At 59.9% G+C, this 23879-nt stretch carries 24 protein-coding genes; 10 read left to right on the top strand and 14 right to left on the bottom strand.

What is annotated here, in order from left to right; all coding sequences use genetic code 11:
* Positions 1–148: 148 nt before the first annotated feature.
* Positions 149–778, top strand: a complete 630-nt coding sequence (locus KGB06_RS24425) for a flavin reductase family protein (RefSeq protein ID WP_223520323.1) — start codon at positions 149–151, stop codon at positions 776–778.
* Here KGB06_RS24425 and KGB06_RS24420 read toward each other — a convergent pair whose 3' ends face one another.
* Together KGB06_RS24420 and KGB06_RS24415 are read right to left on the bottom strand one after the other, a co-directional pair.
* Positions 779–1009, bottom strand: a complete 231-nt coding sequence (locus KGB06_RS24420) for a hypothetical protein (protein WP_223520321.1) — start codon at positions 1007–1009, stop codon at positions 779–781.
* A 41-nt stretch (positions 1010–1050) separates the two neighbouring features.
* Positions 1051–1404 (bottom strand): putative quinol monooxygenase, encoded by a 354-nt coding sequence (locus tag KGB06_RS24415; protein WP_223520319.1) that lies wholly within the window; start codon positions 1402–1404, stop codon positions 1051–1053.
* 336 nt (positions 1405–1740) lie between these two features.
* Between KGB06_RS24415 and KGB06_RS24410 the strand changes: the two genes are divergently transcribed.
* Positions 1741–2670, top strand: coding sequence for an AraC family transcriptional regulator (locus KGB06_RS24410; RefSeq protein ID WP_223520317.1), 930 nt, complete (start codon positions 1741–1743; stop codon positions 2668–2670).
* Between the two features lie 141 nt (positions 2671–2811).
* Here KGB06_RS24410 and KGB06_RS24405 read toward each other — a convergent pair whose 3' ends face one another.
* The 6 genes from KGB06_RS24405 to KGB06_RS24380 form a co-directional block, all read right to left on the bottom strand.
* Entirely contained in the window at positions 2812–3867 is a 1056-nt protein-coding gene (locus tag KGB06_RS24405; RefSeq protein WP_223520316.1) for an ABC transporter ATP-binding protein, read from the bottom strand.
* 18 nt (positions 3868–3885) lie between these two features.
* The gene (locus tag KGB06_RS24400) at positions 3886–4734 is read right to left on the bottom strand and encodes an ABC transporter permease (RefSeq protein ID WP_223520314.1); all 849 of its coding nucleotides are present in this window, start codon (positions 4732–4734) and stop codon (positions 3886–3888) included.
* Positions 4731–5639 (bottom strand): ABC transporter permease, encoded by a 909-nt coding sequence (locus KGB06_RS24395; RefSeq protein ID WP_223520312.1) that lies wholly within the window; start codon positions 5637–5639, stop codon positions 4731–4733. Before KGB06_RS24395 ends, KGB06_RS24400 begins: the two co-directional genes overlap by 4 nt.
* Positions 5640–5831: 192 nt before the next feature.
* Positions 5832–6935, bottom strand: a complete 1104-nt coding sequence (locus KGB06_RS24390) for an extracellular solute-binding protein (protein WP_223520310.1) — start codon at positions 6933–6935, stop codon at positions 5832–5834.
* A gap of 218 nt (positions 6936–7153) precedes the next feature.
* Positions 7154–8602, bottom strand: a complete 1449-nt coding sequence (locus tag KGB06_RS24385) for an aldehyde dehydrogenase family protein (protein ID WP_223520309.1) — start codon at positions 8600–8602, stop codon at positions 7154–7156.
* Entirely contained in the window at positions 8599–10236 is a 1638-nt protein-coding gene (locus tag KGB06_RS24380) for a 5-guanidino-2-oxopentanoate decarboxylase (RefSeq protein ID WP_223520307.1), read from the bottom strand. Before KGB06_RS24380 ends, KGB06_RS24385 begins: the two co-directional genes overlap by 4 nt.
* Before the next feature lie 161 nt (positions 10237–10397).
* Between KGB06_RS24380 and KGB06_RS24375 the strand changes: the two genes are divergently transcribed.
* Complete coding sequence (locus KGB06_RS24375) at positions 10398–11279, top strand: LysR substrate-binding domain-containing protein (RefSeq protein ID WP_223520305.1); 882 nt, start codon at positions 10398–10400, stop codon at positions 11277–11279.
* 163 nt (positions 11280–11442) lie between these two features.
* Here KGB06_RS24375 and KGB06_RS24370 read toward each other — a convergent pair whose 3' ends face one another.
* Both KGB06_RS24370 and KGB06_RS24365 read right to left on the bottom strand, forming a co-directional pair.
* The gene (locus tag KGB06_RS24370; RefSeq protein ID WP_223520303.1) at positions 11443–12057 is read right to left on the bottom strand and encodes an NAD(P)-dependent oxidoreductase; all 615 of its coding nucleotides are present in this window, start codon (positions 12055–12057) and stop codon (positions 11443–11445) included.
* A gap of 44 nt (positions 12058–12101) precedes the next feature.
* Positions 12102–12986, bottom strand: coding sequence for an MBL fold metallo-hydrolase (locus KGB06_RS24365; RefSeq protein ID WP_223520301.1), 885 nt, complete (start codon positions 12984–12986; stop codon positions 12102–12104).
* Between the two features lie 230 nt (positions 12987–13216).
* On the opposite strand from KGB06_RS24365, the gene KGB06_RS24360 reads away from it, so the two are divergent.
* Entirely contained in the window at positions 13217–14122 is a 906-nt protein-coding gene (locus KGB06_RS24360) for a LysR family transcriptional regulator (RefSeq protein WP_223520299.1), read from the top strand.
* Between the two features lie 356 nt (positions 14123–14478).
* Positions 14479–14655 carry a hypothetical protein gene (locus KGB06_RS24355; protein WP_223520297.1) on the top strand — a complete coding sequence of 59 codons (177 nt, stop codon included), beginning with the start codon at positions 14479–14481 and terminating at the stop codon, positions 14653–14655.
* 9 nt (positions 14656–14664) lie between these two features.
* Here KGB06_RS24355 and KGB06_RS24350 read toward each other — a convergent pair whose 3' ends face one another.
* Entirely contained in the window at positions 14665–15561 is an 897-nt protein-coding gene (locus tag KGB06_RS24350) for a helix-turn-helix domain-containing protein (protein WP_223520296.1), read from the bottom strand.
* A gap of 187 nt (positions 15562–15748) precedes the next feature.
* Here KGB06_RS24350 and pobA point away from each other — a divergent pair, with 187 nt between their 5' ends.
* Both pobA and KGB06_RS24340 read left to right on the top strand, forming a co-directional pair.
* On the top strand, positions 15749–16933 hold the full coding sequence (gene pobA / locus KGB06_RS24345) for a 4-hydroxybenzoate 3-monooxygenase (protein ID WP_411741872.1): 1185 nt from the start codon (positions 15749–15751) through the stop codon (positions 16931–16933).
* A 78-nt stretch (positions 16934–17011) separates the two neighbouring features.
* Positions 17012–18529, top strand: coding sequence for an MDR family MFS transporter (locus KGB06_RS24340; RefSeq protein WP_223520292.1), 1518 nt, complete (start codon positions 17012–17014; stop codon positions 18527–18529).
* Between the two features lie 228 nt (positions 18530–18757).
* On the opposite strand, the gene KGB06_RS24335 is transcribed toward KGB06_RS24340, so the two are convergent.
* The 3 genes from KGB06_RS24335 to KGB06_RS24325 form a co-directional block, all read right to left on the bottom strand.
* Positions 18758–19636, bottom strand: coding sequence for an ATPase (locus KGB06_RS24335; protein WP_223520290.1), 879 nt, complete (start codon positions 19634–19636; stop codon positions 18758–18760).
* Between the two features lie 118 nt (positions 19637–19754).
* Positions 19755–20747: an NAD-dependent epimerase/dehydratase family protein gene (locus KGB06_RS24330; RefSeq protein WP_223520288.1), complete on the bottom strand. Its 993-nt coding sequence runs from the start codon at positions 20745–20747 to the stop codon at positions 19755–19757.
* A gap of 55 nt (positions 20748–20802) precedes the next feature.
* Positions 20803–21696: a LysR family transcriptional regulator ArgP gene (locus tag KGB06_RS24325; protein ID WP_223520286.1), complete on the bottom strand. Its 894-nt coding sequence runs from the start codon at positions 21694–21696 to the stop codon at positions 20803–20805.
* Positions 21697–21792: 96 nt separating this feature from the next.
* Between KGB06_RS24325 and KGB06_RS24320 the strand changes: the two genes are divergently transcribed.
* The 3 genes from KGB06_RS24320 to KGB06_RS24310 all read left to right on the top strand — a co-directional run bounded on the left by KGB06_RS24320 (position 21793) and on the right by KGB06_RS24310 (position 23626).
* Positions 21793–22194: an ACT domain-containing protein gene (locus KGB06_RS24320; RefSeq protein WP_223520284.1), complete on the top strand. Its 402-nt coding sequence runs from the start codon at positions 21793–21795 to the stop codon at positions 22192–22194.
* 5 nt (positions 22195–22199) lie between these two features.
* Positions 22200–22802: a LysE/ArgO family amino acid transporter gene (locus KGB06_RS24315; protein ID WP_109634398.1), complete on the top strand. Its 603-nt coding sequence runs from the start codon at positions 22200–22202 to the stop codon at positions 22800–22802.
* A gap of 227 nt (positions 22803–23029) precedes the next feature.
* Positions 23030–23626 carry a superoxide dismutase gene (locus tag KGB06_RS24310; RefSeq protein WP_095133215.1) on the top strand — a complete coding sequence of 199 codons (597 nt, stop codon included), beginning with the start codon at positions 23030–23032 and terminating at the stop codon, positions 23624–23626.
* Positions 23627–23879: the final 253 nt, after the last annotated feature.

The raw sequence follows: 23879 nt of genomic DNA, 5'->3' as shown, positions 1-23879 counted from the left end.
GCTTGCTGGCGATGGTGTGTCAGCCAACCCCATGTCGCTGACACACCATCGCCAGCAAGCCGGCTCCTACAGGGATTGCGGCCGCTGGAAATTATGGGGTCATCCTTGCACTATAAACGCCATCCGCACACCGCCCAGGAATCCCTTCATGCCTGACGACATCCACTTCTACGAACCCGCCAACGGCCACGGCCTGCCCCACGACCCGTTCAATGCCATCGTCGGCCCGCGCCCCATTGGCTGGATTTCCTCGCAGGATGCCAACGGCCGCTTGAACCTGGCGCCGTACAGCTTCTTCAACGCGTTCAACTACATTCCGCCGATCATTGGTTTTGCAAGCGTCGGGCGCAAAGACAGCCTGAACAACATCGAGCAAACCGGCGAGTTCGCCTGGAACCTCGCCACTCGCCCATTGGCCGAGCAGATGAACCAGAGCTGCGCGATGGTCGGTCCTGAGGTCAACGAATTCGAGTTGTCCGGATTGACGCCCGCCCCTTCGAAAATCATTCAAGTGCCACGGGTCGCCGAAAGCCCGGTGTCCTTCGAATGCAAGGTCACGCAGATCATTCAGTTGCAGCGCGCGGACGGGAATGTGGTGCCAAGCTGGCTGATTCTCGGCGAAGTGGTCGCCGTGCATATCGCCAAATGGCTGTTGAAGGATGGGGTCTACGACACCGCCGCGGCAGAACCGATTCTGCGCGGCGGTGGGCCAGCGGATTACTTTCAGCTGGGGCCGGAGGCGTTGTTCAAGATGTATCGCCCCGTGGCGAACAAATAATTACCAAAGCAAATCGGTGTTTTCTTTGACGTCCTTGAGGCGGGTCAGCTCTTTGGCGGCTGCTTCATCGGCCTCATGAGCCGTCTTGAAGGTCCGGTCTTCAAGGACTTTGTGGAAACGCGGAGCGCCCGCGCCACCCAGGGCTTTGACGGCGATGGCGGCGTGGTAACCACCCTCACCCGGTACTACAGCGGAAACAGCTTCGAAGTGATCAAAGGCTTTACGTGCCATATCGCGGATCCTGGCTGGTTGAGAATGGCCTCATTAAACCCTCAACCCGCCATTTTGTGTACCCACGACTGGGTCTGACCCAACGCCTGGGCGGCCGATACCTCCTTGAAGGTATGAAAATCCAGGCTGTTGACCACCAGGTCCTGCACCAACTCGGCAAACACTTCCATCGCCGGGGTGCTGAAATACGCGGTCATGGCCTGCTGGTTCATCCAGAAACCGGACACCAGCCACAACTCGGGATCGCATTGCGAATGTTGCAGGGCAAAGCTCAGGCAACCCGGTGCATTGCGCGATGGCTCGATCAAGGCGCTCAGGCGCGCACCGAGTTCCACCGAACGCCCGGTGCGGGCGCGGACAAAAGCCATATGACTGACGGGGATCTGTGTAGACATGTTCAACCCTCCCAGGTACTCGAGTGGCAGCCTTGGGACGGGCTGCGACAGGATCCAAGGTTAAGCGCGCACATTCCAGCGCGGTTAGTCGATTCCTGCCGGGGTGTTGCACAATCCTGCATGGCGTCTCAAAAAACCTGTAATGCCCGGCAACACGCTTTCACGCCAAAGAAACTGGGCTTTCAAGCAAGTCTTCCTTGGGCCGCCAAGCGCTAGAGGCACCGTTAATCCACTCCGTGCAGAATCAGGCAAGGTTGAGGCAGGATGTGTCTAGCGCATCGTCTTGCACAAACATAAGCTCGGCTCATAACCCACGCCCCACCGAGGATGCCTTGCATGTCGTCGCTCGATCATTTTCAAGCCCCGCTGGACGCCGACATGGAGAAACAGCGCGCAGAACTGGCCGCGATCATCCGCCGCAATACGCAAGAGGATGGCAATTATGCGACGGCCGTCGGTTCGCTCTTCATGTCACGCCATAGCCAGTCCCATGAATTTACCCCAGGGCTCGCCCAACCGGCGCTGTGCATCATGGCGCAGGGGCGCAAAGAGGTCCGGCTGGCCGATGAGCATTTCAACTACGATCCGCTGAATTACCTGGTGGTGTCGGTTTCGATGCCGCTGAGCGGGCGAGTGGTGAACGTCTCGCCCGAGGCGCCGATCCTTGCGGTGCGGCTGGACATCGACCCAGCGGAAATCACCGCGCTGATTGCCGATGCCGGCCCCTTGGGCGTGCCGACCCGCCCCACCGGTCGCGGCTTGTATGTCGAGCGGATCGACACTGCCATGCTCGACGCCGTACTGCGTCTGGCGCGTTTGCTGGACACGCCGAAAGACATCGCCATGCTCGCGCCGCTGATTCGTCGGGAGATTCTGTACAGGTTGTTGCGCAGCCCGCAGGGTCATCGGTTGTATGAAATTGCAATCGCCAACAGCCAGAGCCATCGCATCAGCCAGGCGATCAAGTGGCTCAACGGCAACTATGAACAACCGCTGCGTATCGATGATTTGGCGAAGGAAGTGAACCTGAGCGTGTCGACGTTGCATCACCGGTTCAAGGCGATGACGGCGATGAGTCCGTTGCAGTACCAGAAGCAACTGAGGTTGCAGGAAGCGCGGCGGTTGATGCTGGCCGAAGGATTGGAGGCTTCGGCGGCGGGGTATCGGGTGGGGTATGAAAGCCCTTCACAGTTCAGCCGTGAGTACAGCCGGTTGTTCGGGGCGCCGCCGCTCCGGGATTTGGCGCGGTTGCGGTTGTCAGTCTGATCCAGAGTTTGTGTTGGTTTTGCCGGCCTCATCGCGAGCAGGCTCGCTCCCACAGTTGACCGCGTTCTCATGAACAACTCGGTCTAATGTGGGAGCGAGCCTGCTCGCGATGGGGCCAGCAAGGCCAACATCAAATCAGGATCAGGCGCCAAGTACGCGGCAAGCCTCAGCCGGCAAGGTCACCGACACCGGGTTGCCAATGTTCAACCCAAACCCCTGACACGGCGTGCTCAGCGCGGTAAACGACACCCCGGAACACTCCACGGTGGTTTCAATCGTCGCGCCGATATCACGCACGAATGTCACCTTGCCCAGCAAGCGATTCCCCGCCGTCGCCTGCGGGTGCGACAGTTGCAGGTCTTCCGGGCGAATCAGCATCTTCACTTTCTCGCCGACCACAATGCTGCTGCAAATCGGCACTTGCAGTGCATCGCCACCCGGCAAACCGACTTTGCCGTTGCCCAACGCCGTGGCCGGGAAGATGTTGCCGGAACCGATAAAGTCCGCGACAAATTCGTTAGCCGGATGCCGGTAGATTTCAATCGGCGTGCCGACTTGTTGCACGCGGTGCTCGCCCAGTACCACGACGATATCGGCCATGGTCATCGCCTCACGCTGATCGTGGGTCACCATGATCGTGGTGATGTTCAGGCGTTGTTGCAGCTGACGGATTTCCACCTGCATCGATTCGCGCAGCTTGGCGTCCAGCGCCGACAGCGGCTCATCCAGCAGGAGGATTTTTGGTCGCGAAGCAATCGCTCGGGCAATCGCTACGCGCTGACGCTGACCGCCGGAGAGCTTCGCCACCGGGCGATCAATCATTTCCTGCAACTGGATCAGCTCCAGCAACTCCACCACCCGCGCCTGCTGGTCAGCCTTGCTGACGCCACGCAGCTTCAACGGATAGGCGATGTTCTCCCCGACCGTCATGTGCGGGAACAGCGCCAGCGATTGAAACACCATGCCGAAATTACGCTGATGCGCCGGGGTGTGGCCGATGTCTTCACCGTCCAGGCGAATCTCGCCACCGGTCAGGGTTTCAAGGCCGGCAATCATGCGCAGCAACGTGGTTTTGCCGCAGCCCGACGGGCCGAGGAAACACACCAGTTTGCCTTCCGGCAAATGCAGGTTTACATCCTTTACCGCGCAGGCCGAGCCGTAATGTTTCTCGACGTTTTCCAAAATCAGACCAGACATATGAATCACCTCAAGAAATCAGAACGAAACGCCACCTTCACCAACCAGCTTCTCCAATGCCCAGATCAGGACGAAGTCGATCAGCACGATCAGCACGGCAAACGAGAAAACGGTAGGGTCGAGCGATGACACGGTGCGGCTGTACATCCAGATCGGCACGGTCATGACGTCGATGGTGTAAAGGAAATAGGTCACGGTGAATTCGTTGAACGAGACGATGAACGCCAGCAGCATGCCTGCCAGAATCCCCGACTTCATCAACGGCACCACCACATCGACAATCGCCCGGGTCGGCGAAGCACCGAGCATTTGCGCGGCCTCTTCGACTTCGGTGCCGATGGACAGCATCGCCGCGGTGCAGTTTTTCACCACGAATGGCAACGCCAGGATCACGTGGGCAATCACCAGCCGCGAGGTGGTCATCTGGAACGGCAGGCTGTCGAACACCAGCAGCAACGCCAGCCCCAACACCACCATCGGAAACACCAGTGGCAGCGACATCAGTTGCAGCGCCACGGCTTTGCCACGGAACTCGCAACGGGTCAGCGCATAAGCGGCCGGCACCGCGATGATCGTGGCGAAAACCATGGTCAGGCAGGACACCATCAAACTGGTGGTCATGGCTTTGCCCAGGCTCAGCACATCGCTGGCGTCTGGCGAAACGAAGGTGTGCCAGGCGGCCTTGTACCATTGTAGGCTGTAGCTGCTCGGCGGGAAGTCGAGGTTCGACGAACCGCTGAACGACATCACGATCATGGTCAGGATCGGCAACACCGCCAGCAGCAAGATGAAGCCCGAGAGGATGCCGGCGAACTTGCCGGTTTCGCCCGGCAGCAGTCCATAACGCTTTTTGATCAGGGTGCTCATTGCGAAGCCTCCAGCATGCGCCGACGGCGGCCAGTGATGTATTCGGACAAGGTCATGATCGCCAGCGTGGTAACAATCAGCACCACACCGGCAGCGGAGGCGGCGGGCCAGTTCATCAGCGGCGCGATCTGGTCATGGACCATCACCGCCAGCATCGGCACGCGTCGGCCACCCAGCAGCAAAGGCACCACGAAGCTGCTCGCGTTGTAGGCAAACACCAACGTCGCGCCGGTAATAATCCCCGGCATGCTCATCGGCAGCACCACCTGACGGAACACCTGCAAACGACTTGCACCCAGGGTCGCGGCGGCTTCTTCGTAAGTACGGGCGACGCCGCGCATGGCGCTGGCAATCGGCAATACGGCCAACGGGAACGCGGTTTGCACCAGGCCCATCAGTACGCCGTTCTGGTTGTAGAGCAGCATGATCGGGCGCTTGATCAGACCAAGGCCCATCAGCGCCTGATTGAGCATGCCGCCCGGGCCGAGAATCACCAGCCAGCCGTAGCTTTGCAGCAGCAGGTTGACCAGCAACGGCAACAGCACCGCGGCGAGGAAAATCCGGCGCACGAACGGCGAGGTCAGGCGCGACATGGTGTAGGCCACAGGGATCGCCAGTACCACGGCGATCACAGCACTGATCAGCGCCAGGCGCAGGGTCAGCAGCAAGGATTTGAGGTAATACGGTTCCAGCAATTGGGCGTAACTGGCCAGGCTGAACCCGGTCCATTCCGCGCCTTTGGTGCCCACGCTCATGCGCAGGACCAGCAGGCTGGCGGCAATCAGTACACCCAGAAACAGCATCGACGGCGTCAGGAAAAACCAGGCGCGGGTCGTCGGCGAAACACCCCGTTGCGTACGCTCGGGGGCGACACTTACCGGATGAGTCAGAGGTTGGTGTTCCATAGCAAGGGTCTCGTCAATGGAAAGCAGCTGACAAACACAGGTCTTGAAACCACATCGACCCCTTGTAGGAGCGGGCTTGCCCGCGAAAGCAATCTGTCAGTCACAGCATTGTCGACAGGAAGACCGTCTTCGCTGGCAAGCCAGCTCCTACAGGGTTTTGCAGTGTTCTAAAGACTTGTGGTCGTCACTCGATCAGGAAGAAAAGATTTCCGTGTAGCGACGAATCCATTGGTCATGCACGGTGGCCAGGAAGGCGTTGTCGTGCATGATCGCCTTCTCGGCAATCTGCTCTGGCGTGAGGATGTACGGGCTCTTGCGCGCTTCGGCGGAGATGATCGCCTTGGCGTTGACCGGGCCGTTGTAGATGTCTTCAGCCATCTTGCCCTGCACCACAGGGTCCAGAGAGTGGTTGATGAAGGCGTAGGCCATGTCGGTGTCGCCCGGACGGTTCTTCGGCATCACGGAGAGCATCAGGTCGGTGTAGAAACCTTCCTTCATGCCGAACGTGGCGCCCAGGCCGTAGGCCGGATCGCGGATCTGTTTCGGGAAGAACGCTGGCGCGTACAGGCCGCCCATGTCCAGGGAACCGGTGCGGAACAGCTCGGCGATCTGGTTCGGGTTTTCACCCAGGGTCACCACACGGTCTTTCAGCTCGGCGAGTTTCTTGAAGCCCGGCTCAATGTTGTGCTCGTCACCACCGGCCAGTTTGGCGGCGATGATGATCAGGTCCATGGCCTCGGTCCAGTTTGGCGGTGGCAGGAAGATGTTCGGCGACTGCTCGGCATCCCACAGGGCGGCATAGCTGGTCGGCGCTTCTTTCTGGGTGCGGGTGCTGTAGACCAGGCTGTTGCACCACAGGAGGTAACCGATACCGTGGCCATTGGCGCCGGTGCGGTATTTCTCGGGTACGTCGACCAGGTTGGGAATGCGGTTGAGGTCGGGTTTTTCCAGCAGGTTGGCGGCGGCCAGACCTTCGGCGCCGACGCCTGCCAGGGTGATGATGTCGTACTGCGGACGATCACCGCCGGCCTTGAGTTTGGCGACCATTTCCGAGGTACTGCCGGTGCGGTCAGCGATGACCTTGCAGCCGTACTTGTCTTCGAAGGTCGCAGCGATGTTGCGCAGGGCTGCCAGACCGGTGTCATCGGACCAGGTCAGCAAACGCAGGGTTTTGCCCGCAAAGCGAGTATCGCTGGCATTGGCCTTGATGAACGGCATGCTCATGGCCGCTGCTGCCACCGAGGCTACGCCTACGGTTTTGATGAATTGACGTCTGTTCAGATCATGCTCGCCCATTACGGACTCCCTTTGTTTTTGTAGGTATGAGGCTGGTCGCAACCGTTGCATCCGCGCGGCCTGTTCAGCTTAAAACCCCCGTATTCACGGGGTTTTAGCTGCGCCGGCGGGTTCATCCTGAGGTCGTGCAAAACACCTGACTATCGATAAAAACTCATTGAAGCCATGACGCCAGCGCATGCCTCAACAAGAGGCATGCGCTCACCTTTTTCGTGCCGTCAGACAGCCCGAATCACGTGTTTGATTTCCTGGAACGCCTGCAAGCCCCACGGCCCCAACTCGCGGCCGATGCTGCTCTGTTTGTAGCCACCCCAGGCGGTCTGCGGGAAGATCACCTGCGGCGCGTTGATCCACACCAGCCCCGCCTGCAAGGCGTTGGCGACCCGATCAGCAGCCTCGGCATTGCGCGTGACCACGCTGGCCACCAGGCCGAACTGGCTGTCGTTGGCCAGGGCAATCGCCTCGGCTTCAGAAGCAAAACTGCGCACACAGATCACCGGGCCGAAAATCTCTTCACACCACAGCGCACTGTCGAGGGGCACTTCGGTGAAGATCGTCGGCTGCAAAAAATATCCGTGCGGCAGGTCTGCCGGACGATTGCCGCCGCAAATCAACTTGGCGCCAGCACTCAAACCACGATCGATGTGGCCCAGCACACGCTGGTATTGCGCCTGATTGACCAGTGCGCCCATTTCCACGGCAGGGTCGAACGGGTCGGCCACGCGAATAGCTTCGGTGCGCGCCTTCAGACGCAACAGGAATTCATCGGCCAGTTCATCGGCGACCAGCACGCGGCTGGTGGCGGAACACATTTGCCCGGCGTTGAAGAAACCGCCGCCACAGGCCACTTCCACCGCCAGGTCGACATCGGCGTCGGCCAGCACCAGCAACGACGATTTACCGCCCAGTTCCAGGCTCACGCCTTTAACGGTTTCCGCCGCGCGTTGCATGACCTGCACGCCCACCGCGTTACTGCCGGTGAAGGAAATCTTGGCGATGCGCGGATCCGCCGACAGCGGTGCACCGACCGCCAGGCCCGTGCCGCAAACCAGGTTGAAAACACCGGCGGGCAAGCCTGCATTGGCGATGATTGCCGCCAGTTCCAGCTCCGGCAGCGGTGTCACCTCTGAAGGCTTGAGTACCACGCAGCAACCGGCGGCCAGGGCCGGGGCGAGTTTCCAGGCGGTGGTGACCATCGGGAAATTCCACGGCACGATCAGGCCGACCACACCGGCAGGCTCGCGACGCAGACGAGCGCTGAAATCTTCGCTCGGCAATTCAACGGCGCTGTCTTGTTTAGCGTCGAGTCCTTCGGCCAGACCGGCGTAATACTCGAAGGTGGCGATCACGTCATCGACATCAATGGCCGCTTCGAACAACGGCTTGCCGTTGTTGCTCGACTGCAAATGCATCAGTTGCTCACGACCAGCCTGCACGCCCGCAGCGATTTTTCGCAGGATCGCGCCACGCTCGGCACCGGTGGTTTTCGACCAGTCGGCGAAGGCCTTGGTCGCCGCGCTCACCGCGTGATCGACGGCCAGTGCATCGCCGCCATTGACCGTGGTCAACAGGGCTTCGGTCGCCGGGTTGATTACGCGCAGGTGTTCGTTGCCGGCCGACCATTGACCATCGATGAACAGACCGTCCAGCGTCGTAGGAAACGTCATTTCGACACCGCCTGCATCCACTGGGTCTGATCGATTTCAATCAGGGTCGGGCCCTGACGGTCGGCCGCGGAACGCAGCGCCGTGCGCAATTGCTCGACGCCGCAGATGGCTTGCGCCGCGCAACCCAGTGCCTTGGCCACACCGATGAAGTCAGGGGTGTAGATGTCCACGCCGACCGGCTCAATGGCGCGGTTGACCATGTATTTCTTGATCTCTTCGTAACCCTGGTTATTCCACAGCAGCACAATCACCGGGGTGCGCGCTTCTACGGCACTGGCCAGTTCCGGCAGGGTGAATTGCAGGCCGCCGTCACCGATCAGGCACACCACCGGAGGACGTGTACCGCCTTCAACACGACCGCCAAGCCAGGCGCCGATAGCGGCCGGCAAGGCGTAACCGAGGGTGCCGTAGCCGGTGGACGAGTTGAACCAGCGACGCGGGCGCTCAGGGTTGAACGTCAGGTTGCCGGTGTAAACAGGCTGGGTCGAATCGCCGACGAACACGGCATCTGGCAATTCGTGCAGAACCGTTTCCAGGAAGCGCGTCTGGGCCAGTGTCGGGGCATCCCAGGTGCCGGCCAGTTCTTCACGCAAGCGGGCAGCACGAACCTGGCCCCAATCGTTGCGGCGTTCGGCCAGCGACTCGTGCGACAGGGCACTGAGCAAGGCCTGGGCGGCGTTGCGCGAGTCGGACACCAGCGCCAGGTGCGGCGGATAGTTGCGCACGGTCTGGTCCGGGTCGATGTCCACACGCAGCAATTGGCCAGGGATCTCGAAACCACCGGCGAAGGTGACGTCATAGTCGGTCTCGGCCAGCTCGGTGCCGATCGCCAATACCACGTCGGCTTCGGCCACCAGTGCACGGGTCGCGACCAGGCTCTGAGTCGAACCGATCAGCAACGGGTGGCTGGATTCGAGCATGCCTTTGGCATTGATGGTCAGTGCCACCGGCGCGTCCAGCAGTTCGGCCAGCTCAGTCAGTTCAGCGGCGGCATCGATGGCACCGCCACCGGCGAGAATCAGCGGACGCTTGGCGCCGGCCAGCAATTGGGTCATGCGTGAAACAGCAGTCGGCGATGCACCGGCGCGGTCGATGTTCACCGGTACGCTGCTGAGCAGGTCATCGGCTTCTTCAACCAGCACGTCCAACGGAATTTCGATGTGCACCGGACGCGGACGACCGGCCTGAAACAGTGCAAAGGCACGGGCCAGAACGCCCGGCAACTCGGACGCCGACATCAAGGTGTGGGAGAACGCCGCCACGCCGCCAACCAATGCGCCCTGGTTCGGCAGTTCATGCAGCTTGCCGCGACCGCCGCCCAACTGGCTGCGCGATTGCACGCTGGAGATCACCAGCATCGGGATCGAATCGGCATAAGCCTGACCCATCGCAGTGGTGATGTTGGTCATGCCTGGGCCGGTGATGATGAAGCACACACCCGGTTTGCCGCTGGTGCGTGCATAACCGTCGGCCATGAAACCGGCACCCTGTTCGTGACGCGGAGTGACGTGGTTGATGCTCGAACGGGCCAGCCCGCGATACAGCTCCACGGTGTGAACCCCGGGAATACCGAACACCTGCTCGACCCCGTAATCTTCGAGTAACTTGACCAATACTTCGCCGCACGTCGCCATTGTGTTTTGCCCTTCTTGTTCGTTTGAGACGCCGGGCCTGCGCAGTGTTTATGATGGGTGGGCAGGTCCAGGGATGGCCTCATTGGAACGGGCGACACGTAGCCGCAACAATGGATAAAAAGTCATACTAGCCATGTCCTCACGTCATACCTTGGATCCCAATGAAACGACTGCCTCCCCTGCCGGCGCTGTACAGCTTTCTGATTACCGCGCAGTGCTGCAATTTCACCCGGGCCGCCGAACAGCTGCACATCACCCAAGGCGCGGTAAGCCGACAGATCGCCGGGCTGGAAGATCATCTGGGTTATGAGCTGTTTATCCGCCAGGCTCGCGGCCTCGATCTGACGGCCGAAGGACGCGAATGGCTGCCACGGGTTCAGCAGATTTTCGGGCTGATCGACGAGGCGGTCGAACAGATCGGCCAGAAGCGCGAAACCCTGCAACTCAAGGCCCCGACGTGCGTCATGCGCTGGCTGTTGCCGCGTCTTTTGCAGTGGCAACGGGAGCGTCCGGACGTGCCGGTGGAACTGACCACCACGGTCAAGCACGGCGTGGATTTTCATCGCGAACAGTTCGATGCGGCGGTGATGTACGGCGCGCCGCCGGACAGTGCATTGGTGTCTCAACGCCTGTTCGATGAGCAGTTGACACCGGTCTGTTCCAAGCCGTTGCTCGAAGGTCCGGTGCCGTTGCTGACACCCGAAGATCTTGAGCAGCACATGCTGCTGCATCCCACCCGTGATGAGCGGGACTGGAAAGCCTGGCTGGCCACGGCCAATGTTCGCCTGAGCAATGTCAGCAAGGGTCAGCACTTCGAAACCCTGGACCTGGCGATGTCGATGGCGTCCCAAGGGACGGGTGTGGCGATCGGAGACTGGTCGTTGATTGGCGATGACTTGAGCGCCGGGCGGCTGGTCATGCCGTTTGAACTGAAGGTGAAGACGGGGTTGGCGTACTACCTGGTATTGCCGCAAAAGCCCGCACCTTCGCCGAAGTTGCAGGAATTGTTGGGGTGGTTGGTGGAACAGGCTCAGGCACGCTGAACGTAACCTTGTAGCAGCTGGCGAAGCCTGCGTCCGGCTGCGCAGCAGTCGTAAAACCATACACCGCGGTATGTCAGAAAAACCGTGGATACAGGGTTTACGACCGCTGCGCAGCCGGACGCAGGCTTCGCCAGCTGCTACAGAGTTTGCGGTGTTGCGGGGATCAGTAACCGACTGCAAACCGCTGACGGGAATGCTTTGGCACTTCCACTTCATCGATCATCGCAATCGCATAATCGGCAAACGTAATCCAGCTGCGCCCTGCACTGCTCACCAGCAAATCATCCTTGCCGATCCGGAACACGCCGGTGCGTTCACCTTCGACAAACTCCGCCGACGGCGACAGGAAGGTCCAGTCCAGCTCGTTTTCCTGACGCAAGTTCTCAAGGAACAAAACACCGGCACCCGCCTCGGCCTTGTACGCCTCGGGAAAGCCCTTGCTGTCGATTACGCGGGTGCTATCCGGCAACAACAGCGAACCGGCACCACCCACCACCAGCAGACGTTTCACCCCGGCCTTTTTCACCGGTCCGATCACGGCAGCGGCGGGAAGCGTCGAGAAATGCGCGGCACTGATTACCACGTCATGACCCGCAACAGCTGCTTGCAACGCTTCGGCATTCAGGGCATCGACGTTCTTGCTGACCACACCGGCACGCTGGTCGATTTTCGACGTGTCGCGGGCAATGGCGGTGACGCTGTGACCACGACGCAGCGCCTCTTCCAACAGTTGGCTGCCGGCACGGCCGGTGGCCCCGATGATTGCGATTTTGCTCATGACATTCTCCAGTTGGCTCAGGTGAGTTAGTGCATGCGGAACGATCATTCACCCCACTTCATCTCGCCCTTGGCGACTTTGGCGCTGAGCTCCAGCGAACTTTCTTCGCCCAGTGTCGGGAAGCGTTTTTTCATCGCGGCGATCAGTGTGGTGGAATCTTTGGCCTTGGCGGTTTCCTCGTCGAAGGCCTTGATGTAATCCGCCGTGAACTGCACGGCCGCCAGGGAGCGAGCGCTGTCACCGAGGTAATGCCCCGGCACGATGGTGTTCGGTTTCAAGGTTTCGATCGAGTGCAGCGTAGTCAACCAATCGGCGTGAGACTGCGGGGTTTGCGTGTCGGCCATCCAGACGTGGATGTTCTCTGCCACGACTACCCCACCGACAACCGCTTTGATCGACGGAATCCAGACAAAGGTGCGATCCGGCTGTTTCCCCTCTAGTCCCACCACCTGCAACTTCTGCCCTTCCAGCATCAGGCTGTCGCCCTTGAGTACCTGGGGCACGATGGTTTTCGCCGGTACGTCGGTGCCCATTTTCGGTCCCCAGAACGCCAGTTTGCCGTCGACGGTGTGTTTGATGTGGTCCACGGTCGGCTGCGAGGCGAGCACTTTGGCGTTGGGGAACGCAGCGGTCAGGGTGTCGAGGCCGAAGTAGTAATCCGGGTCCCCGTGGCTGATGTAGATAGTGGTCAGTTGCTTGCCGCTGGCGCGGATTTTCTCGACAACCTGTTCGGCCTGGGATTTGCCGAACTGCGCATCCACCAGGATCGCCTCCTTTTCGCCACTGACCAGTACCGAAGTCACCGGGAAGATCGCCTTGTCGCCGGGGTTGTAGACATCCAGCGTCAGGGTCGATGCTGCTGCATGGGCGGCGAAACCGAGGGTGGCGCCTGCCAGTAAAATGCGCTTTAAAGTGGTGAAACCGATCATCTGTTGCTCCGTTGTCCCATGGCTTTAAATGGGCGATGCGGTTCGCCCTTCGTAGGAGCTGGCTTGCCAGCGAAGCATTCCAGCGCGCCGCGTTCATCCATCCTGCACGCGTCATCGTTGACGACCTTCGCTGGCAAGCCAGCTCCTACGGTGGGACAGAGCTTAGTTACATGACTCAGTACAAAAAATGCGATGCTGGAACATAGTTTGTTTCTGAAAGCGTGCAAATCATGGATCGTCTACAAGCAATGCGGGTGTTCGTCACGGTGGTCGACCTCGGCAGCCAGTCGGCCGCCGCTGACCAGTTGGACCTGTCACGCCCGGTGGTGTCGCGCTATCTGGCGGAGTTGGAGGATTGGCTCGGCGCCCGGCTGATGCACCGCACGACCCGCAAGTTGAGCCTGACAGCCGCCGGCACCGAGATGCTGCCCCGCTGTCGGCAGATGCTCGACTTATCCACGGACATGCAAGCCGCCGTCAGCGAGCCGGACGATACGCCACGAGGATTACTGCGAATCAGCGTCAGCACCTCGTTTGGTCAGGCACAACTGGCGGACGCCATGGCGGCCTACGTCAAACGATACCCGGGCGTCAGCATCGACATGCAGATGCTCGACCGCACGGTGAACCTGGTGGATGAACGCATTGATCTGGCGATTCGCACCAGCAACGACCTGGACCCGAACCTGATTGCCCGGCGGCTGACGGTCTGTCGCTCGGTGATCTGCGCCTCCCCCGCTTACCTGCGTGAACATCCGACGCCGCAGCGGGTGGAGGATCTGAGCCGGCATAACTGCCTGACCCATTCCTACTTCGGCAAAAGCCTTTGGCATTTCGAGGAGGACGGCGAACCGGTCTCGGTACCGGTACAAGGCAACATCAGCGCCAACGAAGCCAGCACGTTGCTGCGCGCGGCGATGGCCGGCGCGGGGGTGGCGATGCTGCCCACCTATCAGGCGGGCGTGCATATTCACAGCGGCGAACTGATCCGCCTGCTGCCCCAGGCCGAGCCCCGGCAAATGAACATCTACGCGGTGTACGCCTCACGCAAACACATGCCGGCGGCGCTGCGCAGCCTGCTGGATTTTCTCGTTTTGAGGTTCCCGCAAAAACCGGATTGGGATCTAGGCCTGTAAATACCGTCCCTGTAGGAGCCTGGCTTGCCAGCGATAGCGGTTTGTCATCCAACATCAATGTTGGATGTGACGACGCCTTCGCTGGCAAGCCAGCTCCTACAGTTTGATAGGGGGCGCCACAGCCTATGGGGTTCGACACCAATCCCCTGTAGGAGCTGGCTTGCCAGCGAAGGCGGTGGGTCAATCAACGTAGATGTTGGATGACAAACCGCTTTCGCTGGCAAGCCAGCTCCTACAAGGGGCACATCAGTGTTCTGAATATCGGGTACAGGCGATGCCTGTTTTAATGGCAACTCACTGGCGCTGACCTATGCTCAAAGTAATACCCGAGGGTATTTTGTTCAGAGGTCAACGCCATGAACATCAAAACGAGAAGGTACCTCACCATCTTCATCACCTGCGCGGTGACACTGGCGCTGTATGGCACCGCGGCCTGGCGGGTCGAGCAAGCGCGTCTACTGCCCCGCGAGTTTGCGAGCTGCAACTTCGAGCGCTGCATCCCCCACAACGCGACCCTCAACGCCCTGCGGTGACGAAGGGGATCAGGCCTCGTTGTCCTGATCGGCCTTCAAACGGTCGCGAAACGCCTTGGGCGAAATCCCCACTCGACGCCGGAACAGGCGCGTGAAGTTGGTCGGATCGGAAAATCCCAACACGTCGGACATTTCGTAAATGGTCATGCTGGTGTAGGTCAGCAAACGCTTGGCCTCCAGCAATTGCCGCTCGTGCATGATCTGCAACGCCGGTTGTCCCGCCAACTCACGGCAGGTGCCGTTGAGGTGGGACACGGAAATCCCCAGCCGATGCGCCAGGTCTTCGACCTTGACGTGCTGGCGATACGTCTCTTCCACCAGTTGAATAAACCCGTTGAGGTATTCCCGGGCGCGCTGCGGACGCTGGCTCGCGTTGCGGCGAGTGATCACCTGCCGGCTGACCCAGACCATGATCACGCTGACCAGTGAATGCATGAGCATTTCACGCGCCGGCTGGTGACCGGTGTATTCGTCTTGCAGTGCTGAAAACAGGCTGTTGAGGTAGTCGCCGTCCTTGCCCGCCGGGTAGCTTTCGGGCTGGGCCAGCGCATTCACCGAGTTGCCCAGTTGCGCCTGCAAATGGGCAACCAGCGGCGCGGCCAGGGTCAATACAAACCCTTCGACGTCCTCGGTAAACCGATAACCATGCACCGACAACGGCGGCAGGATCAGGATCGCCGGCTCAGTCAGTTGCGTGCGTTTCCCTTCGATTTCAAGCTCTGCCTGACCTTTGAAGACGAAGAGTAACTGGCACAAATCGGCGTGGCGGTGGGGTTTGATTTCCCACTGGTGTTCGCGGCTGCGTTTGGAAATGGTTTCGCAGTGCAACAAGTCCGGGGTTGGCCAGTCCAGGCTTTCACCATAGAGCTTGAACACTGGAATCGAAGGCAGGTCAGGCTTGTTCATCACTTCAATCCAGGCCTCGTGGGTTACGGGCGATAATCGCACCGATTGGCAGAATGTACAGGTATCCGCTCAGTTTTCACCTTCAATTGACAGACTCGCAAGGGAAAAATGCAAGCACTCGATCCATAAAAATAATTCACCGGCCGTGGCCGCGTGGAGCTTGCGAGTCTTAAAAACAATGAAAACACTGAAGACCCAAATTGCCATCATTGGCGCTGGCCCCTCCGGTTTACTGCTCGGTCAGTTGCTGCACAACGCCGGCATCGACACCCTCATTCTTGAACGCCAGACCCCGGATTATGTGCTCGGGCGAATCCGTGCCGGCGTCCTTGAACAAGGCATGGTAGAGCTGTTGCGTCAGGCCGGGGTGGGTCAGCGCATGGATGCCGAAGGGCTGGTGCACAACGGCTTCGAACTGGCGCTCGACGGTCGCCAGGTGCACATCGATCTGCACGCATTGACCGGCGGCAAAACCGTGGTGGTGTATGGCCAGACCGAGGTTACCCGCGACCTGATGGCCGCTCGTCGGGAGGCCGGTGCGCAGACGATTTACAACGCCAGCAACGTCGTACCGCACGGGATGAAAACCGCAGAACCTTTTGTGACATTTGAGAAGGATGGCGAGACGTATCGCCTCGATTGCGACTACATCGCCGGGTGCGATGGATTCCATGGCGTGGCGCGCCAATCGATCCCGGACGACTGCCTCAAGGTCTTCGAGCGGGTCTATCCGTTTGGCTGGCTCGGCATTCTTGCCGACACGCCGCCGGTGCACGAAGAGCTGGTTTACGCCCGCCACGAGCGCGGTTTTGCGTTGTGCAGCATGCGCTCGGCAACCCGCACCCGTTATTACCTCCAGGTACCGGCCGAGGATCAGGTGCAGGACTGGTCTGATCAGCGTTTCTGGGATGAGCTGAAATCGCGTCTGCCGCAAGCGTTGGCAGCGTCGTTGGTCACAGGCCCGTCCATCGAAAAAAGCATCGCGCCGTTGCGCAGTTTTGTGGTCGAACCGATGCAGTTCGGGCGGATGTTCCTGGTCGGCGACGCGGCGCACATCGTCCCACCCACCGGCGCCAAAGGCCTGAACCTGGCCGCCAGTGACGTCAGCACGTTGTTCAATATTCTGTTGAAGGTATATCGGGAAGGACGCGTGGATTTGCTGGAGAAATACTCCGAAATCTGCCTGCGCCGGGTGTGGAAAGCCGAGCGTTTTTCCTGGTGGATGACGTCGATGCTGCACCGATTCGATGACCATGACGCTTTCAGTCAGCGGATCAGCGAGTCGGAGCTGGACTACTTTGTCTGCTCCGAAGCCGGTCGAAAAACCATCGCAGAAAATTACGTTGGGCTTCCATACGAGGCTATCGAATAGCTAGCTACCGACTTACACTGGCGAGCATTACCGCTCGCCTCGCTCCTGGCGGGTCCATCACTGCCCACAGGTTTTACCGTGACCAATCTCAACCAGCCTGACACGCCCAAACCGGCCATTCGCAGCGTGCTGATCGCCCTGATGCTGGCGATCTTTCTCGGGGCGCTGGACCAGACCATCGTCGCCGTCTCGATGCCAGCGATTTCCGCCCAGTTCAAGGATGTCAGCCTGCTGGCCTGGGTGATTTCCGGGTACATGGTGGCGATGACAGTGGCGGTGCCGATCTACGGCAAGCTCGGCGATTTGTATGGCCGTCGCAAGCTGATGCTGTTCGGTATGGGGCTGTTCACCCTCGCTTCGTTGTTCTGCGGCATGGCCCAGAGCATGGAGCAATTGGTCCTTGCGCGGATCATTCAAGGCATCGGCGCGGGCGGGATGATTTCGGTCAGTCAGGCGATCATCGGTGACATCGTCCCGCCCCGGGAGCGCGGGCGCTATCAAGGCTATTTCAGCAGCATGTACGCCGTGGCCAGCGTGGCGGGCCCGGTGCTTGGCGGCTACATGACCGAGTACTTGTCCTGGCGTTGGGTGTTTTTGATCAATCTGCCGCTGGGCGTTGGGGCTTGGCTGGTGGCCAATCGCACACTGGTCGGGCTGCCGGTGCCGCAGCGCAAGCCGATCATCGACTACCTCGGCACCTTGCTGATGATCATCGGATTGACCGCGTTGTTGCTGGGCATCACTCAAGTCGGCCAAGGTCATTCGTGGCGCAGCGCCGAAGTGCTGGGACTGTTTGCCTGTGCGGTGCTGGTGCTTGGGGTGTTCGTCTGGCATGAACGCCGAGCGCGGGAACCGTTGCTGCCGATGCATTTGTTCGCCAATCGCAATGCGATCCTGTGCTGGTGCACGATTTTCTTCACCAGCTTCCAGGCGATCTCGCTGATCGTGCTGATGCCGCTGCGCTTCCAGAGTGTCACTGGTGCCGGGGCCGACAGCGCTGCGCTGCACCTGTTGCCGTTGGCGATGGGTTTGCCGATCGGCGCGTACTTTGCCGGACGCCGGACCTCGGTGACCGGCCGCTACAAACCGATGATCCTGACCGGTGCAGCGCTGATGCCGATCGCGATTCTGGGCATGGCGTTCAGCCCACCGCAGACTTTTTGGCTCAGTAGCCTGTTTATGTTGTTATGCGGGATCGCCAGCGGCATGCAATTCCCGACGTCATTGGTTGGCACGCAGAACTCGGTGGAACAGCGTGATATCGGTGTCGCCACCAGCACCACCAACCTGTTTCGCTCGCTGGGCGGAGCGGTGGGGGTGGCGTTGATGTCGGCGCTGCTGCTGGCATTGTTGCAGGACTCCAGCTTTGCCCACATCGCCGGTTCGTCGCTGATTGCCGAGGGCAGTTCGGGCAATGTCTTGCTCGACGGCTTGAACGCCGCACCGGGGGAGGCCCAAAACGCCTTGCGCGCCGAGTTGTTGCTGACTTTCAGGCATTTGCTGATGGTGAGTGCGGCGGTGTCGCTGCTGGGGCTGGCGGCAGCGGTTGCGATGCCGAATATGTTGTTGCGGGGGCGGGAGGATAAGGTCCGGTAGTTGCACCGAGTTGCGGCCATCGCGAGCAGGCTCGCTCCCACAGTGGATCTCCAGTGATCACAGCATTTGTATACGACAGGAAATCCTGTGGGAGCGAGCCTGCTCGCGAAAGCAGTTTATCAGTCACTGAAAATCAAGGGCTGTAATACCCGACAGCCACCAGAAAATGCCCGACCTTTTTCAGGTAGACATGCTTATCCTCAACCTTACAGGTGTTGATCGGCCAGGCTATTGCCCCCGGGCGCGCAGCTGCTGCTGCAGATTCTGGATCTGCGCCTGCAGGGTGTTGATGTTGCGGGTGACCTGGCCGCGGAACGCGTCGAACTCGGCGGTATTGGTGGCGCCTTGCGAAGCGGCCGGGCGGTTGTCCTGCTCGCTTTTGAGCACAATCATCTCTTGCTCCAGACGCTCGATAGCGGCGCTTGGATTGCCTTGTTTTTTCAGCGCGACAATGTCGGCCCCGAGGCTTTTGAGCTGAGCGTCGAATTTGCTGCTGTCGTCCGGTGCGCTTTTCAGGGCGGTCAACTCAGCGCTCAAGGCTTTGACCTGAACCTGCAATTGCGTATTGGCCGTCTGGTGCTCGGTGTCCTGGGCGGTGAGTTGCGCCAGACGCTTATCCAGATCGCTGGTTTGTGCCGTCATCTGTGCCAGACGCTTGTCCAGATCGGAGGCCTGACCGACAACGCCTTGCTGCTGTTTGCCTTGATCCAGCAGTTTGGTCTCCAGGTCCTTGATTTGCAGTTTCAACGCTTCGCTGTCACTAGTGACGTTGGTCTGGCTGGCGACGACCTTGCCGGAAATGTCCTGCAAACGCCCCGCCGCTTCTTCACTGATACGCGCGAAACTTTCCTGGGTCGCTACCAGTTGTTGTTCCATCAGCGAGATCTGCTGAAAACTCCACCAGGCAAGGCCGGCAAACGCAATAAACAACGCGCCGACCAATGCCCAGAGCGGGCCGGTGCTGGCGCTTTTGACTTGGACCGCCGGCGCCGGCCGCGAATGCACGCGGGTACGAACGGTGGGCGGAAAATCATCATCGTCGAGGCTGTCAGCACGCAGGCTAGGTACATTCTCGAAATCGTCGTTGGCATCGTTACGCATGGACATTGAGTCAACCTTTGTGGAACGCGGTGATGGCTTTATGCGGCGAGTATAACCCCCACTGCCGCACCGATTGACTCTCTACACCCAACTCGGTTCAGTGCTGGCAGGCGGGGTTGTCACGTCAGCGGATGTCCTGAGCCTTCCACCAACTGCAAAATTCATCGAGGGCGGCCCAGAGGCTGACTTTCGGATCGTAGTCCAGATAATGCCGGGCGCGGCTGATGTCCAGGGTGAAGTTTTTGTTCATGACCTGCATGCCCAGGCGCGACAAGGTCGGCTCGGGACGCCCCGGCCACAGTTTGCACACCCCTTCGTTGAGCGACGCAACGGTGTAGCCCAAACCGTAGGAACGGTGGCGCGTCACTTGTGGGACTTCCATGTTGCGCATGACGTAATTGACTACATCCCACAATGGAATCGGCGTTCCATTGCTGATGTTGTAGGCCTTGCCTAAGGCCGAGCCGCTGGCGAGCAAACTGCTGAGCAAAGCTTCGTTGAGGTTTTGCACGCTGGTGAAATCGACCTTGTTCAGGCCATTACCGATGATTGCCAAGCGTCCTTTGCGCTGCATTTTCAGCAATCGCGGAAAAATGCTCATGTCACCCGCGCCCGTGACGAAACGCGGGCGCAGTGCCAGGACTTCGAGGCCGAATTCCTGGGCGCCGAAGACCTTTTGCTCGGCCAGAAATTTGGTCGCCGCGTAGGGATGTTTGAAACGCTTGGGCACCTGTTCTTCGGTCAACCCCAAGTGATCGCGGCCATCGAAGTAGATCGACGGCGAGGACAAGTGCACCAACCGACGAACGCGCTGCTTCAAACAAGCCTCAACCACGTTTTCGGTGACCTGGACGTTGCCTTGATGAAAGTCCTGATAGCGCCCCCACAGCCCCACCGCCCCCGCGCAATGGACCACGGCTTCGACGTCTGAACACAGGTCGCGCGCCAGTTCCGGGTCGCTCAAGTCGCCCTGAATAAACTCCGCGCCACGGCGCACCAGGTGTTCGACGCTTTCGGCCCGGCGACCGTTGACCCGCACGTCCAGGCCCTGCTCCAGGGCGAAACGCGCAAAACGTCCGCCGATGAAGCCGCTTGCGCCGGTGACCAGAATTTTCATGTAGTGCTCCGATGTCTTTCGTTTTGCGTATTTCGAGAGGTCTTGACGCTGTCCGTCAATCCAACGGCACCAGCCATTGCTTCGACGAACGCACCAATTGATCGGTCAACAACCCCAGAAGTTGACCGCCATTGCGCCAATGATGCCAGTACAGCGGCACGTCGATGGGCTTATCTGGCAAAAGCTCCCTCAATACACCGCGTTCCAGTTGCTCGCGCACCTGTAATTCCGGGACCAGCCCCCAACCGAGACCGGCCTCGGTCAAGCGAATGAAGCCTTCAGACGAGGGGCATAAATGGTGTTCGAAACCGCCATCCACACCCAGCGAAGCAAGGTAGCGATGCTGTAGGAAATCATCCGGGCCAAAGACCAGCGCCGGGGTTTTCGCCAATCGGTCGGCGCGAACGCCTTCCGGAAAATGGCGCGCGATGAACGCCGGGCTGGCCAACGCCCGATAACGCATGGCCCCCAGCAGAACGCTGCGGGCCCCGGCCACCGGGCGCTCACTGGCGCAGACACACGCCGCCACTTCGCCGGCACGCATGCGTTTGAGGCCGACGGTCTGGTCTTCGACCACCAGATCCAGCAGCAGGTGTTGTTCGGCACAAAAATCGCCCACCGCTTGCGCCCACCACGTGGCCAGGCTGTCGGCATTCAATGCGATGCGCAGGCGCTCCGGCAGGCCTTCTTCATCCAGCGCCGGCACCAGGGACTGTAAGTCGCGCTCCAACAAACGCACCTGCTGCACATGGTTAAGCAGGCGCCGACCGATTTCCGTCGGGGTGGGCGGTGTGACCCGAACCAATACTGGTTGGCCGACCCGCGCCTCCAGCAGCTTAATCCGCTGGGAGATCGCCGATTGCGACAAGCCGAGCACCTGCGCGGCCCGTTCGAAACCGGCCTGCTCGACCACGGCGGCCAGGGCAGAGAGTAATTTATAGTCGAACATCAGTTTTCCTAATGAGCGATCAGCATGATTGGTTTTTCTTATACAGGTTAGCAGCAGAGAATGCCCATCAAGATCTCTTGAACAAGGAACACCGACATGGCTGGCGAAACATCATTGGCAACCCTGCTGCGCTGCATGAGCCCGCAACTCAACGCCGGCGAATACGTGTTCTGCACCCTGCGCGACGGCAAGCTGCCGGCGGGCCTCGAGATCGTCGGCAGCTTTCGCGAGCAGGAAGGTCTGACCGTCATTCTGGAACGTACCCACGCCGAACAAGCCGGTTTCAGCTTCGACTACGTCGCGGCCTGGATCACCTTGAATGTTCACTCGGCGCTGGAAGCCGTCGGTCTGACCGCCGCCTTCGCCACCGCGTTAGGCAAGGCCGGCATCAGCTGCAATGTGATCGCCGGTTACTACCACGATCACCTGTTTGTCGGTCAGGCCGACGCCGAACGTGCAGTGCAAGTGCTGCGCGACCTTGCAGCCAACGCGGAGTAAACCTTATGTGGCAAAGCTATGTGAACGGCCTGCTAGTGGCCGCCGGGCTGATCATGGCGATCGGCACGCAGAATGCGTTTGTGCTGGCGCAAAGTCTTCGGCGTGAACATCACCTGCCGGTGGCGGCATTGTGCGTGACGTGCGATGCACTGTTGGTCGCCGCGGGCGTGTTCGGTCTGGCGACCGTGCTCGCGCAAAACCCGACATTGCTGGCGGTTGCCCGCTGGGGCGGCGCGGTGTTTCTGATTTGGTATGGCAGCCAGGCATTGCGCCGCGCCTGCTCGAAACAGAGCCTGCAACAGGGAGAAAACCAAACCGTTCGCTCACTGCGCGCCGTCATGCTCAGTGCGTTGGCGGTGACACTGCTTAACCCGCACGTTTATCTGGACACGGTTTTGCTGATCGGCTCCCTCGGTGCGCAACAAACCGAACCTGGTGCTTATGTCGTGGGCGCGGCGAGTGCGTCGTTGCTGTGGTTCTTCACCTTGGCGTTGGGCGCGGCGTGGCTGGCACCCTGGCTCGCGCGGCCGAGCACCTGGCGGATTCTCGATCTGCTGGTCGCGGTGATGATGTTTGCAGTGGCCTTTCAATTAATCGTTGCCCCCTGATTATTCCAAAAGGCTAAGGGGATGCCCTCACTAAATGACGGTCGCGCCATTTAGTGAGGGCATCCCCTTGAACCTCTATTCCACACAGTTGTTGCGTGGTTATGCGGCAACCCCGGTGCTATGATCCGATTCCCTGCGCCGCAAAGAGTACAAACTCCCCGGCGCTTGTCTGGCCGCCCGTGATCGGCCTTGCGCTCACCGCAACTGACCTGATTAGGAGAATCATCATGGCTTTCGAATTGCCGCCGCTGCCTTACGCACACGACGCCCTGCAGCCGCACATTTCCAAGGAAACTCTGGAATACCACCACGACAAGCACCACAACACCTACGTCGTGAACCTGAACAACCTGGTGCCAGGCACCGAGTTCGAAGGCAAGACTCTGGAAGAAATCGTTAAATCTTCCTCCGGCGGTATCTTCAACAACGCCGCTCAGGTCTGGAACCACACCTTCTACTGGAACTGCCTGGCGCCAAACGCCGGCGGTCAACCAACCGGCGCGCTGGCTGATGCCATCAACGCTGCGTTCGGTTCGTTCGACAAGTTCAAGGAAGAATTCAGCAAGACATCCATCGGTACCTTCGGTTCCGGTTGGGGCTGGCTGGTGAAAAAGGCTGACGGTTCCCTGGCCCTGGCCAGCACCATCGGCGCCGGCAACCCGCTGACCAACGGCGACACCCCGCTGCTGACCTGCGACGTCTGGGAACACGCCTACTACATCGACTACCGCAACCTTCGTCCGAAATACGTCGAAGCGTTCTGGAACCTGGTCAACTGGAAATTCGTGGCTGAGCAGTTCGAAGGCAAAACCTTCACCGCTTAAGATCGATGCCAGACAAAAAACCCGGCTTTTATGCCGGGTTTTTTTATGGGTTTGGGAAATGTTCGAGATTACTGTGCGACTTCTAAAATTGAGTCGACTGCCCCGCCGCCTTCGCGAGCAGGCTCGCTCCTATGTATGGACTCGCCCCCACTGTCTACCTGCTTTTCAAACACTGCTACCCGGTTGCATCTATGTATAAGGCCTATTCGAGGAAGCCATCTTTGGCTTCTGGCCAACATTGGTTGAGCTCACG

Source organism: Pseudomonas sp. GL-B-19, assembly GCF_019956415.1.
Taxonomy (GTDB): domain Bacteria; phylum Pseudomonadota; class Gammaproteobacteria; order Pseudomonadales; family Pseudomonadaceae; genus Aquipseudomonas.
Note: the sequence above shows the minus strand (reverse complement) of the source record. Positions and strands in the feature narration are given on the sequence as shown.